The sequence below is a fragment of the Clostridium thermobutyricum DSM 4928 genome, from assembly GCF_002050515.1.
Lineage (GTDB): Bacteria > Bacillota > Clostridia > Clostridiales > Clostridiaceae > Clostridium > Clostridium thermobutyricum.
Map to the genome: position 1 here is coordinate 82664 of NZ_LTAY01000006.1, position 16916 is coordinate 99579.

Genomic DNA, 16916 nt, shown 5'->3' on the forward strand with positions numbered 1-16916 from the left:
TTTTATTCTCCATTATATTTTTTCTCTAATCTATTTCCAATTAATTTTGCAATTATATTAAATAAAAGAACTATTATTATAAGAACTGCTGCTGTTCCATTTGCTATCTCTGAAGCATCAGGTACTATCCCTTCTGAGTTTAATTTCCATATATGAACTGCTAAAGTTTCTGCAGGTCTTAAAAGTGAAAAAGCAGAAGTATTATTAGTTAAACTTATTGTATTAAAGTTTAAAGCTCCTGAACTTAATCCTGCAGTATATAAAAATGCTGCTGCTTCTCCAAATATTCTTCCTGCTGAAAGGATTATTCCTGTTAAAATTTCTTTCATTGCTGTTGGAAGTATAACTCTTCTTATTGTTTGCCATCTACTGGCACCAAGTCCTAAAGAAGCTTCTTTTACTTTTTTTGAAGCTGTTCTTATTGCATTTTCAGCTATTCTTGTCATACTTGGTATATTTAATATACTAACGGAAAGTGCTCCAGCTATTATGGAATATCCAAAACCAGCCATATTAACAAAAACTAATAGTCCAAACATACCAATAACTATTGAAGGAAGAGAGGACATTGTTTCTAAAGATAATCTTATAAATCTTAATACTATACCTTCTTTTGCATATTCTGCTAAATAAATTCCTGCTCCTATTCCTATTGGTATTGTTATGATAAGAGATATTAAAAGCATATATAATGAATTAAATATTTGTGGTCCTATTCCACCACCAGCTCTTGTCATACTTGGTTTTCCTGTTAAAAATTTAAAGGAAATCATATGAATACCTTCTTTTAGTATATAAAAAAGAAATAAAGCTAATATTGCTACTACAAATATGCTTATACTATAAAAAAATATAGTAGCTAACTTGTCTACTTTTTTGGCTTTCAATTAAATTCCCCCTTTCTTTTCAACTTTTCTTATTATTAATATAAATATAAATGATACTATTAAAAGTATTAATGCCATTGACCATAAAGCATTATTCCATGCTGTTCCACTAACTGTATTAGCCATATCCATAGTTAATATACTAGTTAATGTTGTTGCTGAATTTGTTAATTTATCTGGTATTCTTATAGCATTTCCTATAACCATTTGAACTGCAAGTGCTTCTCCAAATGCTCTTGCAATTCCAAGAACTACTCCTGTTAAAATTCCGCTTTTAGCTTCTCTAACTATTACATTTTTTATAGTTTGCCATCTAGTCGCTCCTAAACCATATGATCCTTCTATATGTTCTTGTGGAACTGCTTTTATTGCATCTATTGAAAGCGTTGCAATAGTTGGAAGTATCATAATGGAAAGAACTATTATTCCTGCTAAAAGTGAAAAACCTGTCCCTCCAAAGATTTCTTTTATTTTAGGAACTATAACTGATACTCCTACCCATCCATAAACTACTGATGGAATTCCAACTAAAATTTCTAATGAAGGTTTTATTGTCTTTTCTCCTAATTTTTTTGATATTACATTTGAAAAAATCCCTAAAGATATTGCAATAGGTGCGCTGATTATAACTGCACCTATCGAAACAAGAATTGAGCCTAATATGAAAGCTAAAGCTCCAAAACTAGCTTCCCCACCTCCTGGATTCCAATTATTTGTAAACAAAAAATCTAAAACTGAAACTGAATTTTCAGTAAATAATTTTATTCCTTTCATACCAATAAAAAATATTATTGATAAAGTAATTAAAACTATTCCTATTGCACATATTGAAGAAAAACTTTTGCCTATATAATCATTAATAAGCTTTTCTTTGAAGCTTCTTTTTTTCATATTCCTCACCTTTTATTCTTTTATTTCACTACCCTTTATTAAACCTAACTCTTCTATAACTTCTGAATTTTTATCACTTCCAACAAAATCAATAAAATCCTTTGTAAGTCCTGTTGCTTCTCCTTTTGTATACATATGTCCCCATGACCAAAAATCATATTTTCCTTCTTCTATATTTTTAGAAGTTGCTTCTACACCATCTATTGAAACAAGATTTAATATATCCTTAGCTTCATCAGTTCTCATATAAGTTAATGCTACATAACTTATTCCACCTTTATGTTTCTTCATAGTATTTAAAACAGCTCCATTACTATCTTGAGTTGCTCCTAATGAATCATTTTCTAAATCTTTATCTCCATCTAATATTTTTTCTGTAAAAGTTGCTCTAGTTCCTGATGATTCCGGTCTATGAATTAATAATATCTCTTCATCATTTCCTCCAACTTCTTTCCAATTTTTTATTTCTCCTTTAAAAATTTTCTTTATTTGGTCTTTTGTTAAATTTGAAACTCCAGCATCTTTATTTACTACTACTCCAAATCCTTGAGCTATAACTTTATGATCAACTAATTCTTTCGCTTTTTCTTCACCTAATTTATCTTTTGCAAAAACATCTGAATTTCCAATGTTAACTGCTCCTTCTAAAACTTGTGAAAGTCCTGTTCCTGATCCTCCTGCTTGAGCATTTATAACTGCATCTTTATTAACCTCTTTATATTTCTCTATTGAACTCTCCATTAATGGTAACATTGCTGATGAACCACTTATTGTTATTGTTCCTTTTATATCTTCACTATTACTTTCTTCTTCTGTAGCTCCACATCCTGCAAATATTCCACCTGATATACATAATATTCCTGCTAAACAAATTAATTTTAAATTTTTCTTTCTCATTATTCTCTCCCTTTAACTTCGAATATTTTTTATTTATCTTATAGTTATATAATATTTTATAGAGTTTAAATTCTTATTAGAGGTATATTAAATACTTATTATAACTTTGTTAACATTTTTTAACATTAAAATAATGTAAAAATAAAAGCTATAAGAAAATTTTTCTTATAGCTTTTCAATATTATAAATGTTTAACTTTAAATGTAAATTCTGAACCTTTTCCAAATTCAGATTCAACTTTTATATCTCCACCAAAACTTTTAGATATATGCTTTGCAATAGCAAGTCCAAGTCCAGTTCCTCCACCTTTTCTTGACTTATCTACTCGATAAAATCTTTCAAAAATTCTTGGTAAATCTTCTTTTGGAATACCATATCCATTATCTTTTACTCTAAATGTATAATATTCATCATCTGATGAACTTTCTATAAGTACTTCTTTATCATTCTCAGAATACTTTATAGCATTTTCAACTAAATTGATAACTAATTGAAGAAATTTATCGTTGTGTCCTAAAATTTTATCATTATTATTGCTATGATATATTAATTTTATATTTTTTCTTTTAGCATGGTCTTCTAAAATATTTAAAGCATCTTCTATTACTTCCTCTGGATAAAATTCTATTAAATCCTCACTACTTCTACTTTCTAGATTTGAAAGTACAAGAATATCATCAATAAGTCTTCTTAGCCTTTCAGATTCTTTATCTATAATATCTAAGAACTTATCTCTAGTTTCAGTATCTTCTACAAACCTTAAAGTTTCTGCAAATCCTTTTATTGAGGTTAAAGGTGTTTTTAATTCATGAGATACATTTGCAACAAATTGAGTTCTCATATTTTCAAGCCTTTTCATTTCTGTTACATCTTGAATTGATATAACTATACCAATTTTCTCATATCCATTGATAATCCAAGTCTTTTTTACTCTTAATATTCTTCTTACTGGACTTTTTACTTTTATCTCTTTTGCTGTATCATATTCTTCTAAAAGAATCTCATTGTAAAGTTTTTTATACATTACATCTTTTAATTTTAATCCTACAACTTCTTTATTTATTCCTAAAATTTTCTTTGCATATGGATTTAAAAGAATTATAGAATCTTCTTTATCTACAGCTATTACACCACTTTGCATACTTTTAAGTATAGATTCTAATTTATTTTGTTTATCCATTACTTCATTTATCTTACTTTGAAGTTGATCTGCCATATTATTAAAAGACATTCCTAAATATCCTAATTCATCATTAGATGTTATTTCTATTCTCGTTTGCAAATCACCATTTGCTATTTTTGAAGAAACATACTCTAGATTTTTAACAGGATCTATTATTATTCTAACTAATTTTAAAGCAAGAGCTATGGAAAGTATAAATACTACTGCTAAAACTCCTAAATAATAACTTATATTTTTTGAATAAAGAACATCTAAAGTTCCAACAGGAACTCCACTTCGTATAATTGTTCCATCTCCTAATCTTAAAGTTGAAAATATCATATCTTTTTTATAATAAAGACTATATCCTTCAAAATATCCAATATTATCTTTACCTATACTTGTGTATTCTTTACAATTTAAATCTACAGTTTTACCTTCTTGAGTATTATCAAATATAACTTTTCCATCTTTATTTGTTACTGTAACATCTATAATATTTCCATTTATCCTTAGTAAATCTACCGACTCTTTAGACATTTCTTTCCAATTAGCCATTATAGAATTATAATTAATTAAAATGTTTCTTGTATTATCTACTTCTTGCATACTTACAAGAGCAAAAAAAGAAGAGGTTATTATTACAAGTGCAAAAAGCACTGTTATTATTACAGAAGTTAAAATCTTTTTTTTCATTTTAACCGTTAAACCTATATCCTAATCCTCTAATTGTCTCTATAAGTTTTGGGCTTTTATCATCCTCTTCAATTTTCTTTCTTATATATCTTATATGAACATCTATAGTTCTAGTATCTCCTATATATTCATATCCCCATATTTTATCTAAAATTATCTCTCTATTTAATATTCTTCCTTTGTTTTTAGCTAAGAACTCTAAAACTTCAAATTCTTTTAAAGTAAACTCTACTTTTTGATTATTTATAAGAACCTCTCTTCTAAAATAATCTATTTTTACTCTTCCATTATCATAACTTTCCTCAAATTCATCTTCTTTAGCTATTGTTCTTCTTAAAACAGCCTTTACTCTAGCTAAAAGTTCTCTTATGGAAAATGGTTTAGTTATATAATCATCTGCTCCAAGTTCTAATCCTAGTATCTTATCTAATTCTTCTCCTTTGGCTGTTACCATTATTATTGAAGTTTCTTTTAAATCTTTATCTCTTTTTATTTCTTTACAGACATCTAATCCATCAATTCCTGGTATCATTAAGTCTAAAAGAACTAAATTTGGTTTATTTTCCTTTGCAAGTTTTAAAGCTTTTTCTCCATTATTTGCAGTATAAACTTCATATCCTGCATTTTTTAGATTAAAGTTTAGTAGCTCTAAGATATTTTCCTCATCATCTACTATTAATATCTTTTCCTTAGCCAAACAAAACAACTCCTTTATTTCATAATTACAAAAGTAAACAGCCTTCCATATGAGCCATCTGACTTTCTATATGAATGTAATTTTATATCTTCTGTACAGTATGTACATAAGTTTAAACTAAATATATTATCTTCTTTTACTCCAAAATCTAAACAATCTTTTTCTATAACTTTTTCCATTGAAAGATTTCTTCCTGCAAAAAGTTCCTTTTCTTCTATTCCTGTTTCTTTTAAAAATCTCTCTTTTAATTCTTCTGAGATTTCATAACAACATTTTCTTATATGTGGCCCTATATAAATTTTTATATTTTCAGCTTTACAATTAAATTTTTCTTTCATTCCTTCTAAAGCTTTTTTTACAATTCCTGATATAGTTCCTTTCCATCCACTATGAACTGCTCCAACTACTCCTAAAGTTTTATCAATGAGTATTATTGGAACACAATCTGCTGTAAATACTCCAATACAAGTATCTAATTTATTTGTTATTATTCCATCACCTTCGTTATCATTAAATGATTCTTGTCCATCAAACACATATACAGTATCTGAATGAATTTGCTTTAAATAAGCAAGGTCTTTAACATTAAATTCATTTTTTATTCCATCTAATTCTTTTATACCCTCTTCAGTATTTCTATTAAAGCTTCTATCTTCTTCTGCAGTTGAAAATCCTACAATAATATTCCCTTCATTTAAAATTAAATAATCTCTCTTTTTTTCTAAATTCTTTATGTCTAAATTAATCATAAACTCCTCCAACTCTATTTATTTCTAATTTTATCATTTTATTTTAATTTTATCTATTAAAAATTATATAAAGAAAGCACTCCATAACTGAAGTGCTTTCTTTACTCTTTAATTAAACTGTTTATTTCTTCCATAAAAGTATTTATATCTTTAAACTGTCTGTATACTGACGCAAATCTAACATAAGATATTTCATCTATTTTTTTTAACATTTCCATAACCATTTCACCAATTTTTTGTGATTGTATTTCTGTTATCATTTTATTAGATATTCTCTTTTCAATCTCTTCTGCTATTTCTTCTATTTGCTTTCTTGATACAGGACGCTTTTGACATGCTATTATTAAACCATTTATTATCTTTTCTTTATTAAAATTCTCTCTTGTAGAATCTTTCTTTATAACTAACATAGGAATGTCTTCAATTTTTTCATATGTAGTATATCTTTTTCCACAATTTGAACATTCTCTTCTTCTTCTAATTGTTGTGTTATCATCCGTTGATCTTGAATCAACAACTTTGCTTTCATTATAAGAACAAAAAGGACATTTCATATTTAATCACAACCTTTCTGTAGATATTTTATCCTATAAGCTTATTATACATAGTTTTACCTGTTCTGACTAGTTTTATAGTGTATTAATTATATTTATTATTATCTATATTTATTAAATTAAGATTTTCAAGAGATACCAATATAACATCCATACCAATCTTGACTACATTGTCCCAAGGTATTTCTATTTCATCTTCTTTTTGAAACCACCCTTTATTTTCACCTGGAAGTATAAGTCCATCTACTTTGTCATTTTCGCAATCAATTTTTATATCATAAATAAATCCTAATTTTTTTCCTGTATTAACTTCTATAACTTCCATATTTCTCATTGAGTTAATTGAATGTAAATTTTCTTCCATTTTATCTTCCCCCTTATTAAAATAAAAATTTCTCCCTATTATTTTTATTCTATTTAGATAAAAAAAAGAACCTTAATGGTTCTTTTTTTATATATGTTTTTTCATATGCTTTAATGCTGTTTTTTCTAATCTTGATACTTGAGCTTGAGATATGCCAATTTCGTCTGCCACTTCCATTTGAGTTCTTCCTCTAAAAAACCTTAAATTTAATATTAGTTTTTCTCTATCTGTTAATTTTTTCATAGCTTCATTTATTGATATATTTTCAAGCCAATTTTCATCTGTATTTTTAGAGTCACTTATTTGATCCATAACATATATAGCATCTCCTCCATCATGATATATAGGTTCAAATAATGATACTGGATCTTGTATTGCATCTAAAGCAAATACCACATCTTCTCTTGGTATTTCAAGTTCTTTTGCAATTTGTGAAATATTTGGCTCTTTATTATTTTCTTTTATAAGTCTATCTCTAACTAACAAAGCTTTATATGCTATATCTCTTAATGATCTACTAACTCTTATAGAATTATTATCTCTTAAATAACGTCTTATCTCTCCTATAATCATTGGCACTGCATAAGTTGAAAATTTAACATTTTGTGATAAATCAAAATTATCAATTGCCTTCATAAGTCCAATACATCCTACTTGGAATAAATCATCCACATTTTCTCCTCTATTATTAAACCTTTGAATAACGCTTAAAACTAATCTTAAATTACCTTTTATAAATGTTTCTCTAGCATTCGGGTCTCCATTTTGCATATTTTGTAAAAGCTCTCTTTTTTCTTTTTCCTTTAATACAGGTAATTTTGCTGTATTAACTCCACATATCTCAACTTTATTTACTATCAATTTTGTCAACTCCTTTAGAAGTAATATCGCCATAATAAACATTATTTCCGCTAGAGTTAACTTTTATACTAAAGACAAACCTTAAACCATCTTACTTATTTCTTTTTTTAATCTACTTATTATTTTTTTCTCTAATCTTGATATATAAGATTGTGATATTCCAAGCATGTCAGCAACCTCTTTTTGAGTTTTTTCAGTTGTTCCATTTAACCCAAATCTTAATTGTACAATTTCTTTTTCTCTTTCATTTAAATTTTTCAATGCTATAAATAATAATTGCTTATCTACTTCATCTTCAATCAAATTATAAACTATATCATTTTCAGTTCCTAATATATCTGATAATAACAATTCATTTCCATCCCAGTCTATATTTAAAGGTTCATAAAATGATATTTCAGCTTTTATTTTAGTATTTCTTCTAAGATACATTAGTATTTCATTTTCTATACACCTAGATGCATATGTAGCTAATTTTATTTTTTTTTCTGTATTAAATGTATTTACTGCTTTTATAAGTCCTATTGTTCCAACTGATATTAAATCTTCTACATAAACTCCTGTATTTTCAAATTTTCTTGCTATATAAACAACTAATCTTAAATTTCTTTCTATTAATGTACTTCTTACACTTTCTTGTCCATCTCCTAACTTGTCCAAAAGTTCTTCTTCCTCATCTTTTGATAAAGGTGGTGGCAAAGCATCACTTCCCCCAACATAATGTAAATTACTTTCTCCTATACCAAATACATTTAACAATTTATTTAATATAACACTTAATTTAATATTTTTTGAGGAGCTTTCTTCTATTTTTTCTTCCTCAAATAACTCAATTGCTTTTTTTCTATATTTATCTAACTCAATAATATTTATATCTCCCATAATTCCTCCTTTATATAACCCCTCTTGATATTAAACCTACAAACTCATTTTCCTTGCTTAATCTATCATCACAAGGACATATTATTCCTTCTATCTCTCTCCAAAGTTTTCCGTCCTTAAGTATTCTTATGTTTTCTACTTTAAATCCATACAAACCACCTGAATATCCAATAGCTTTATATGGAATTCTATACATCTCATCCTTTTTAAATTTTATATTTTCAAGCTCTCTTCTTTCTATTAATATACAAGGCAAATTTGTAACTGGTTCTCTTAATTCATTTCCTGAATCTAAGAAACCTTTTATATTTATCTCTTTATTTTTTATATTTAACTTTACATCATATATAAAATTAGAAACTATGTTTCTATCTCTAATACAAGTAGTTATTCTCTCTAAAATTATAAATACGATAAATACACCTAAAAGCAAATATTTTATGCTAAAATTCTTTATTACAACTCCATCTATTATTGTATATTTTTGAGAACTTATTATAAATTTAAAACATATTCCACTTAAAAAAAATGAAGAGCTCATAAACGTAAAAAAACTTTTTACTAATTTTATTTTTTCTCGTTTTTCTAATGGAATATAAATCATTAAGAAAGCAATTAATATTTGTATATAGAATGCTTTAAAAAAACTAATTTCTTTTATTACCATACATAAGCTATATAATCCTCCAATAATTGCTGCTAATATTGCTTTTTTAAATGAATATTTATATTTTAGGATTTTAAAGCTTACCATTATCAAAAATAAATTTACAATAAAATTTTCTAATATTAAAACATCTAAATATATCTCCATAACTTGCCTCCTCTTTAAAAATTATATAACTTAATCTATTAAAATTTTGTCACAAATTATCTCCAAGACCTCTTTTTCCTTCTAATTTTTTTTACATAATACTTCATTTAATTTCAGTATAATTTTATTAATCTTTTTTTACTTCTTTTCTTCCTATTGCTTTTATTAAAATCCTATGTTTTTTTGTAAAAATAATAAATTAACTGCTTTTAATTTTAAGCATAAAAAATACACCTCTTTTATAGAGATGTATTTTAATTTTATTCTATTTTCTTTTAATTTAAATAAAATTTTTTATTTTTATGTTTTTATTATTAGCTATTGAATTTGACCATCATCTATAGGTGAATTAATTTCACTTTGCTTTAAAGTATTTTTATTTACTTTAGGGACAATATTAATTGTATTAGCTCTTCCTTGTATAAACTTAGGTTTATCATACAATAAATCATTTTTATTGCTATACATATATGCCATATTAGAAATTTGCTCACCTATACTTTGGGCATACCAAGGAGATGTTGCATATTGATGCCATATATATTGGTTATTATGCATATATCTCATTTTATATAATGTATTTTGTTCATATTTAGAACTATTAATATAGTTTGTTGAAACAAACTCTGCTGCACCTGATATAGCTTTAGATACACTTGTCCATCCTTTATTATATGCATAAGTTGTTCCTGCAATTAAAGCTCTATTAGGGAAAACATTACTATTATCATAAGCACCTATTCCATATAAATTATACACAGTAGTAGGTTTACTTAATTTTATCATTTCATAGCCTATTAATTGACCTTTATCATTATATTTCTCTTTACTCATATCTGCTATTTCAGTTATAGTTACACCTTTTGCTAAAATACTTTTACCGTACCCTGTTTCATGTATTGATTGAGCAACAAAATATAAAGGATCTATAGAATAATTTTTAGCTGCTGATATAAATGCATTAGATTGTCCTTTTAAAACTCCTGCATCACTTTTTTCTAAATAAGAATCTAACGCACTAGCATTTATATTTCTAAATTTGTCAATTCTCAAAAATTGATATTGATTTTGTGCTTTATCTGGATTTATATATCCTTCAAAATAATCAGTACTATATTTTGGAACTCTTTCATGCTGAATTCTAACATATTCATTTAAAGACATATTATAATTAGTGTAAACTACTTTGCCATTTGATTGATTTATTTGTGAATTATCTGTATTTGGTTTATTTGTATCATTAGGTTTACTTTCAGTTCCAGAATTATTAGAGCTATTATTTCCATATTCTAAAATTTGAACATAATCCCCTGAAATATATCCTTCAAGACTTCCTTTTGATATCTTATACCATGAACCTGATTTTTCTATTATATTAAATTGATCGTTATTATTTAACGAACCTTTTACACTATAACTAGTTCCTGGGCCTGATCTTACTCTTAAATTACTTGTAACATTAACCACCTTTCCTTTAGTTGGTACTTTATTACTTTCATTTGGTTTCTGTGTATTTTGATTATTATCTTCATTAGGTTTGTTTTCTGGTTTACTACTATCATTAGGCTTACTCTCAGTTCCAGAATTATTAGAGCTATTATTTCCATATTCTAAAATTTGAACATAATCCCCTGAAATATATCCTTCAAGGCTTCCTTTTGATATCTTATACCATGAACCTGATTTTTCTATTATATTAAATTGATCATTATTATTTAGTGAACCTTTTACACTATAACTAGTTCCCGGACCTGACCTTACTCTTAAATTACTTGTAACTTTAACTACTTTTCCTTTAATGGGTACTTTATTGCTTTCATTTGGCTTTTCTGTATTTGGCTTATTATTTTCAGTTGGTTTTTGAGTTGAATTTTGTCCATTATTTGAACTTCCTTCTATTACAGCTACATAATCACTATGTACATATCCAACTTTTCCGTTTACATTTATTTTATACCATGAACCTGTCTTTTCTAATATATTAAACTCTTGGTTATTAGTTAAATATCCAATTACCTTCCCAGAAGTAGAAGCCTTATCTCTAAGCCTTAAATTAGTTTGTACATTTTTAACTTTTCCTTTTTTATTTGTAGTTGATGAACTATTCCCTTGAGATGTACTTCCATTTTCCTTTACATAATCTCCATGTATATATCCTGTTAAATTTCCAGATTTTATTTTATACCATACTCCACTTTTTCCTAATATATCAAAACTTTGTCCATTTCTTAATGAACCTACTACAGAACTGTTTGTACTTGGTGAAGTTCTTATTCTTAAGCTTGTCTGAACATTTACAACAATCCCTTTTTGAGCTAACCTAGCATTATTATTTAATGAATAATTATCTGAATTTAAATTATCTGCATATGAAATTTTATCATTTTTAGCCTGAACTCCTACAGCTGTAGAAGTAGCTAAAAGCATAGCCATTACTTTCTTCTTATCCATAAATTTTCCCCCATAAATTCTATTATTCTATTTAATTTTAACATATTATGTAATATAAGGTCAATTTAAGTAATAAATACTTTTTTTATAAATTTTTATATTATTTTGATAAAATTTATTTTCGTATCTTTATGATATAATTTTAAATGCAATAATTAAGAAAGGATTTTTCTAATATGAGAATAAATAAACTCTTTAGCAATTATGGTATTTGCTCAAGAAAACAAACTAATATTTTAATAAAAGAAAAAAGAGTTTTAATAAATGGAATTTTAGCAAAAGAAGGTCAGTGGGTTGAGGAAAGTGATGAAATATTATTAGATGGGAAAAAAATTAAAAAAGCTGATAATATCTATTTAGCTTTTAATAAACCTAGAGGTATTATTTGTAGTTCTTCAGAAGATTTAAATAATAACATAATTAAATTTTTAAATTTTAATGGTTATATATTCCCAATAGGACGTTTAGACAAAGAGTCAGAAGGATTAATTTTATTAACTAATGATGGTGACTTTGCTAATTCACTAATTAACTCAGAAAATTATCATCCTAAAGAATATGTAGTTAAGGTAAATAGAAATATTACAGATGAATTTTTAAACTCTATGTCTAAAGGAGTTAAAATTTTAAATACTATAACACGCCCTTGTATATTAAAAAGAATTTCTAATGATACATTTTCAATTATTTTAACTCAAGGATTAAATAGACAAATTAGAAGAATGTGCTTAAATTTCGGATATAGAGTTATATCTCTTAAGCGAATAAGAATAGTAAATATTCTTTTAGATAACTTACAAGAAGGTAAATTTAGAAATTTAACTGATGATGAAATATTAACTTTAAAAAATTTTTTATTTGAGAATAAAAACATATAAAAATAATTTTTCTCTAATTAAAATGCTTTTACATATTTTCTAAAAACACTTTAAAGATTAAAGCCCTTTTATTTTAAAATACAAAAATAAAAGCTAGCAATTTTTGCTAGCTTTTTATATTAACTATCTTTTTGTTTTTCTTAAGAAAGTTGGTATTGAAAGATCTACTTCATTTCCATAGCTTTCATCTGAAATACTGCTATTTTCTTCTTTATCAGCAGCAACTTCTTCTTCAACTTTAGTTTCTTTTACTACTGGCTTTTCAATAGCTTTTTTTATTTCAACTTTTGGTTCTACAGATTCTACTTCTTCTTCAAATCCTGTAGCTATTACTGTTATTCTTATTTCATCATTTAATGATTCATCTATAACAGCTCCAAAAATTATATTTGCATCTTGGTCAACAGATTCTCTTATAACATCAGCTGCTTCATAAACTTCTAATGCTCCTAAGTCTGCTCCACCAGTAAAGTTTAATATTACTCCACTAGCACCTTCTATTGAAGTTTCAAGAAGTGGTGATCCAATAGCTTCTCTAACTGCATCTGCAGCTCTATTATCTCCACTACCATGTCCAACTCCCATGTGAGCTAGTCCTTTATTTAACATAACTGCTTTTATGTCAGCAAAATCGGCATTAATAACCCCAGTTATAGTTATAAGGTCTGATATAGCTTGAACACCTTGTCTTAAAACATCATCAGCTAATTTAAAAGAATCTAATAGAGTAGTCTTTTTATCAGCCATTAATAAAAGTCTTTCATTAGGAATAATAACTAATGTATCTACTTTTTCTTTTAATTTAGCTATTCCCATTTCAGCATGTCTCATTCTTCTTTTACCTTCAAATGGGAAAGGTTTAGTTACAACCCCAACTGTTAATATGTCTAGTGATTTTGCAAGTTCAGCTACAACTGGTGCTGCACCTGTTCCTGTTCCACCACCCATACCAGCAGTTATAAATACCATATTAGCACCTTTTATTGCTGCTTTTATTTCTTCTAAACTTTCTTCTGCTGCTTTTTGTCCAATTTCTGGATTAGCACCAGCTCCTAGTCCTTTAGTAAGCTTTTCTCCAATTTGAATTTTTTGGTTAGCATGTGATAGCATTAAAGCTTGTTTATCAGTATTTATAGCTATAAATTCAACATTTTTAAGCCCTTCAACAATCATTCTATTAACGGCGTTACTTCCTCCGCCTCCACATCCAATAACTTTTATATTAGTTAATTCTTGCATATCCACTTCAAAATCTAACAAAATAATTCCTCCCTTAGAACATATCCCCTAGAAAATTTTTAAATTTTCTTATGATACTTTTATTTTCACTTTCACGTTTTTGTAACTCTTCTTTATCTTTTTTATATGCATTTTCATCTGTCTTTTTAATTTTAAATTCTTGTGTAAAATTTAAAGCCTCTTCATATATTAATTCTAACCTATCATGCACCTCTTTAACAATAGCTAATGAGGTAATATTTGAAATATTTTGCATTCCAAAGTCATTTTTTGTTACTATCTTTATTTTCTTATCTTTAAACTTCTGATGCACAACCTCATTTATACCTTCAAAATTAGTTATAGCATCACCAAGTAAAATTATACTACAAATGTCATCATAATGACCAGTTTTTTTTAATTGATTTTTTACATAATTAAGTATTTCTTCAATTCGCGCTTCACACACTTTATAAAATAGTTCTTTATCTACTTGCTTATTTCTAACTTGTACTTCTTTATTTCCTTTATCATTTATTGAACTTCTGTAAATAGAACTAAATTCTCTTTTTATTCCCTCTGCTTCAAATAAAGGTAATGCCATACATATTGAAAGATCACTAGTTATATTTCTTCCTCCAAGAGGTATGCTCATTAATTCTTTTAAGCCTTTATCTTCTACAACTGAAATTTCAGTTAATGCATCACCAATCTCTACCAGAGTAGTATTTTCTCTTAAAATAGATTCTGATAAAAATATTTTTCTTAATGATATTTGATTTACTAAAAATCCTTTTATTGAATATTTAGTACCTTTACATAATCTTCTATATGTATCTAAAACTTCTGTTTTTCCTTGTATAACAGAAAGATTTAGTTCTAATATAACTCCCTCTTGTCCAACTACTGTATTTAAATTTATCTTTCCATCTAATTTATAATAATTGATTACTATATCACATATTTCATAGCCTTCTTCAACTTTAATCTTATTTCTAACTTCATCAATTATTCTTTTTACATCTTTAGCCTTAACAGTATCTTCTAGCATTATTTGAGCTGGCACTTCGAAACATTTTATATTATTACTAGGTAACCCTATATAAATATCATTTATCTTTTTTCCTGTTTCTTCTTCTAATTTACTTAAAGCTTCTTCAAAGTATATTCTACATTTGTCTTCATTAGATATTACTCCATTTTCAACTCCTCGTACATTAACACAAGAACTTCCTAATATTTCAACATCTTCATTTTTTCTACTAACTCCAATAGATGCTGAAATTTTATGTGTTCCTATATCTACTGCTGTAATGAAAAATTCTTGCATTTAAAGTCTTCCCTCCTAATGTTTATAAGTATGTATATTCAACATACTTTCAAAAAATCCTCTTTTTATTATACCTCTTCTTATATGTTTTATAATAGATAAAATAATTAATACTTTATTAATTATTTTATCTATATCAAAATTTTTTTAATACATCATTAATCTATCAAACATTTCTCCATCAACTGAATAATCTTTTGCTACATTAATATCAACTTTCCCATTTTTTACAAGTTTAGTTAATGACATATCCATAGTTTGCATTCCAAATTTACTACCTGTTTGAATAGCTGAATCAATTTGATGAGTTTTTCCTTCTCTAATTTGGTTTTGAATTGCTGGTGTAATTATCATAGTTTCAAGTGCAGCTACTCTTTTACCATCACGACTAGGTATAAGCTGTTGAGATATTATTCCTTGTAATACTGCTGCTAATTGTACTTTTATTTGCTGCTGTTGATGAACTGGAAAAACATCAATAATTCTATCTATAGTTTTTGCTGAACCAATTGTATGCAAAGTAGATAAGACTAAATGCCCTGTTTCAGCTGCTGTAATAGCTATACTTATAGTTTCTAAATCTCTCATCTCTCCAATTAGAATAATATCAGGATCTTCTCTTAAAAGAGATTTTAAAGATTCACTATAACTTATACTATCTTTTCCTATTTCTCTTTGGTTAACTATACATTTTTTATGTGAATGTAAATACTCTATAGGATCCTCTAATGTTATTATATGCTCATTTCTTTTTTCATTTATTTCATTTATCATAGCAGCTAAAGTTGTGCTTTTACCACTTCCTGTTGGCCCTGTAACAAGTACAAGCCCTCTCCTCTTTTTACATAACTCTTTTAATATTGGAGGATGATTTAAAGCTTCTAAAGTTGGCGTTTTAGAATTCACAACTCTCATCGCTATTGCATCTGATCCTCTTTGCTTAAATATATTCACCCTAAACCTTCCTACATTTGCTAATGAATATGCTAAGTCCTTTTCTCCATGACTATCATATTCTTCAAATCTTTCTTTCAAAATTTCTTTTGCAAATCTTTTCACATCTTCTTGATGCAGAATTTCTTCTCCTAATTTTCGTAAATATCCACTCATTCTAATCATTGGAGGAACTCCAACTGTCAAATGAATATCTGATCCTCCCTGTAGTACTGTATCTGTTAAAAGTTCATTTAATGAATACATTTAAATAGCCTCCATATAAGTATTCTCATTTTATTCCCCTATTTATTATATCATGATATAGATTTCTCAGGAAATTTTAACCATGATAATTACTACTTATTTTAAATTTATAATTTATTATCGTTATAATTTAAAATAAAATTTAGCTTAATTCTCTTAATATAAATTTATTTTATATAATCTGTATTATATTCTTCTTTATGTAAAATATATAGTATAAAATTTCACTCAAAAAAAATAAAGTGTTTTTATAAGTATCTACTATTTTAATAGATATATCTAGAATTATATATTTAATGAATATTTCTGAAAATCAAATTATTTTTAAATAAAAAGATAGAAATCAGTACAATTTCTACCTTTTTTTATTTAACTAGTCTAATTA

16 protein-coding genes are annotated in these 16916 nt (G+C 26.4%); 1 reads left to right on the top strand and 15 read right to left on the bottom strand.

The window, feature by feature from the left end; genetic code table 11:
* Window positions 1-2: 2 nt before the first annotated feature.
* The 12 genes from pstA to CLTHE_RS00505 all read right to left on the bottom strand — a co-directional run bounded on the left by pstA (window position 3) and on the right by CLTHE_RS00505 (window position 11905).
* Window positions 3-887, bottom strand: a complete 885-nt coding sequence (pstA, locus tag CLTHE_RS00450) for a phosphate ABC transporter permease PstA (RefSeq protein ID WP_080021515.1) — start codon at window positions 885-887, stop codon at window positions 3-5.
* A complete protein-coding gene (pstC, locus tag CLTHE_RS00455; protein ID WP_080021516.1) occupies window positions 888-1778 on the bottom strand; it encodes a phosphate ABC transporter permease subunit PstC in 891 nt (296 codons plus the stop codon).
* 12 nt (window positions 1779-1790) lie between these two features.
* A complete protein-coding gene (locus tag CLTHE_RS00460) occupies window positions 1791-2675 on the bottom strand; it encodes a phosphate ABC transporter substrate-binding protein (RefSeq protein WP_080021517.1) in 885 nt (294 codons plus the stop codon).
* A gap of 181 nt (window positions 2676-2856) precedes the next feature.
* Window positions 2857-4533: a HAMP domain-containing sensor histidine kinase gene (locus tag CLTHE_RS00465; protein ID WP_080021518.1), complete on the bottom strand. Its 1677-nt coding sequence runs from the start codon at window positions 4531-4533 to the stop codon at window positions 2857-2859.
* Window position 4534: 1 nt separating this feature from the next.
* On the bottom strand, window positions 4535-5230 hold the full coding sequence (locus CLTHE_RS00470) for a response regulator transcription factor (protein ID WP_002597451.1): 696 nt from the start codon (window positions 5228-5230) through the stop codon (window positions 4535-4537).
* 14 nt (window positions 5231-5244) lie between these two features.
* Complete coding sequence (pgeF, locus tag CLTHE_RS00475; RefSeq protein WP_080021519.1) at window positions 5245-5979, bottom strand: peptidoglycan editing factor PgeF; 735 nt, start codon at window positions 5977-5979, stop codon at window positions 5245-5247.
* Window positions 5980-6080: 101 nt separating this feature from the next.
* The gene (nrdR, locus tag CLTHE_RS00480; protein ID WP_080021520.1) at window positions 6081-6533 is read right to left on the bottom strand and encodes a transcriptional regulator NrdR; all 453 of its coding nucleotides are present in this window, start codon (window positions 6531-6533) and stop codon (window positions 6081-6083) included.
* 85 nt (window positions 6534-6618) lie between these two features.
* Window positions 6619-6897: a YlmC/YmxH family sporulation protein gene (locus CLTHE_RS00485; protein WP_080021521.1), complete on the bottom strand. Its 279-nt coding sequence runs from the start codon at window positions 6895-6897 to the stop codon at window positions 6619-6621.
* 87 nt (window positions 6898-6984) lie between these two features.
* A complete protein-coding gene (sigG, locus tag CLTHE_RS00490; protein WP_002597447.1) occupies window positions 6985-7758 on the bottom strand; it encodes an RNA polymerase sporulation sigma factor SigG in 774 nt (257 codons plus the stop codon).
* Window positions 7759-7839: 81 nt separating this feature from the next.
* Window positions 7840-8640 (bottom strand): RNA polymerase sporulation sigma factor SigE, encoded by an 801-nt coding sequence (gene sigE, locus CLTHE_RS00495; protein ID WP_207748058.1) that lies wholly within the window; start codon window positions 8638-8640, stop codon window positions 7840-7842.
* Between the two features lie 10 nt (window positions 8641-8650).
* Complete coding sequence (locus CLTHE_RS00500) at window positions 8651-9454, bottom strand: sigma-E processing peptidase SpoIIGA (RefSeq protein WP_080021522.1); 804 nt, start codon at window positions 9452-9454, stop codon at window positions 8651-8653.
* Between the two features lie 318 nt (window positions 9455-9772).
* Entirely contained in the window at window positions 9773-11905 is a 2133-nt protein-coding gene (locus CLTHE_RS00505) for an SH3 domain-containing protein (protein ID WP_080021523.1), read from the bottom strand.
* 176 nt (window positions 11906-12081) lie between these two features.
* Here CLTHE_RS00505 and CLTHE_RS00510 point away from each other — a divergent pair, with 176 nt between their 5' ends.
* Window positions 12082-12783: a pseudouridine synthase gene (locus CLTHE_RS00510; protein ID WP_080021524.1), complete on the top strand. Its 702-nt coding sequence runs from the start codon at window positions 12082-12084 to the stop codon at window positions 12781-12783.
* Between the two features lie 123 nt (window positions 12784-12906).
* Here the strand turns inward: CLTHE_RS00510 and ftsZ are convergent, their stop codons facing one another.
* The 3 genes from ftsZ to CLTHE_RS00525 all read right to left on the bottom strand — a co-directional run bounded on the left by ftsZ (window position 12907) and on the right by CLTHE_RS00525 (window position 16531).
* The gene (gene ftsZ, locus CLTHE_RS00515) at window positions 12907-14043 is read right to left on the bottom strand and encodes a cell division protein FtsZ (RefSeq protein WP_080021525.1); all 1137 of its coding nucleotides are present in this window, start codon (window positions 14041-14043) and stop codon (window positions 12907-12909) included.
* A 13-nt stretch (window positions 14044-14056) separates the two neighbouring features.
* Window positions 14057-15331 (bottom strand): cell division FtsA domain-containing protein, encoded by a 1275-nt coding sequence (locus CLTHE_RS00520; RefSeq protein ID WP_080021526.1) that lies wholly within the window; start codon window positions 15329-15331, stop codon window positions 14057-14059.
* A 147-nt stretch (window positions 15332-15478) separates the two neighbouring features.
* The gene (locus CLTHE_RS00525; protein ID WP_080021527.1) at window positions 15479-16531 is read right to left on the bottom strand and encodes a type IV pilus twitching motility protein PilT; all 1053 of its coding nucleotides are present in this window, start codon (window positions 16529-16531) and stop codon (window positions 15479-15481) included.
* Window positions 16532-16916: the final 385 nt, after the last annotated feature.

Coding starts and splice junctions, on each gene's coding strand:
- sigE (WP_207748058.1), bottom strand. CDS start 8,640: ATGGGAGATATAAATATTATTGAGTTAGATAAATATAGAAAAAAAGCA.
- CLTHE_RS00485 (WP_080021521.1), bottom strand. CDS start 6,897: ATGGAAGAAAATTTACATTCAATTAACTCAATGAGAAATATGGAAGTT.
- CLTHE_RS00510 (WP_080021524.1), top strand. CDS start 12,082: ATGAGAATAAATAAACTCTTTAGCAATTATGGTATTTGCTCAAGAAAA.
- nrdR (WP_080021520.1), bottom strand. CDS start 6,533: ATGAAATGTCCTTTTTGTTCTTATAATGAAAGCAAAGTTGTTGATTCA.
- CLTHE_RS00520 (WP_080021526.1), bottom strand. CDS start 15,331: ATGCAAGAATTTTTCATTACAGCAGTAGATATAGGAACACATAAAATT.
- CLTHE_RS00505 (WP_080021523.1), bottom strand. CDS start 11,905: ATGGATAAGAAGAAAGTAATGGCTATGCTTTTAGCTACTTCTACAGCT.
- pstC (WP_080021516.1), bottom strand. CDS start 1,778: ATGAAAAAAAGAAGCTTCAAAGAAAAGCTTATTAATGATTATATAGGC.
- CLTHE_RS00460 (WP_080021517.1), bottom strand. CDS start 2,675: ATGAGAAAGAAAAATTTAAAATTAATTTGTTTAGCAGGAATATTATGT.
- pgeF (WP_080021519.1), bottom strand. CDS start 5,979: ATGATTAATTTAGACATAAAGAATTTAGAAAAAAAGAGAGATTATTTA.
- CLTHE_RS00465 (WP_080021518.1), bottom strand. CDS start 4,533: ATGAAAAAAAAGATTTTAACTTCTGTAATAATAACAGTGCTTTTTGCA.
- CLTHE_RS00500 (WP_080021522.1), bottom strand. CDS start 9,454: ATGGAGATATATTTAGATGTTTTAATATTAGAAAATTTTATTGTAAAT.
- CLTHE_RS00525 (WP_080021527.1), bottom strand. CDS start 16,531: ATGTATTCATTAAATGAACTTTTAACAGATACAGTACTACAGGGAGGA.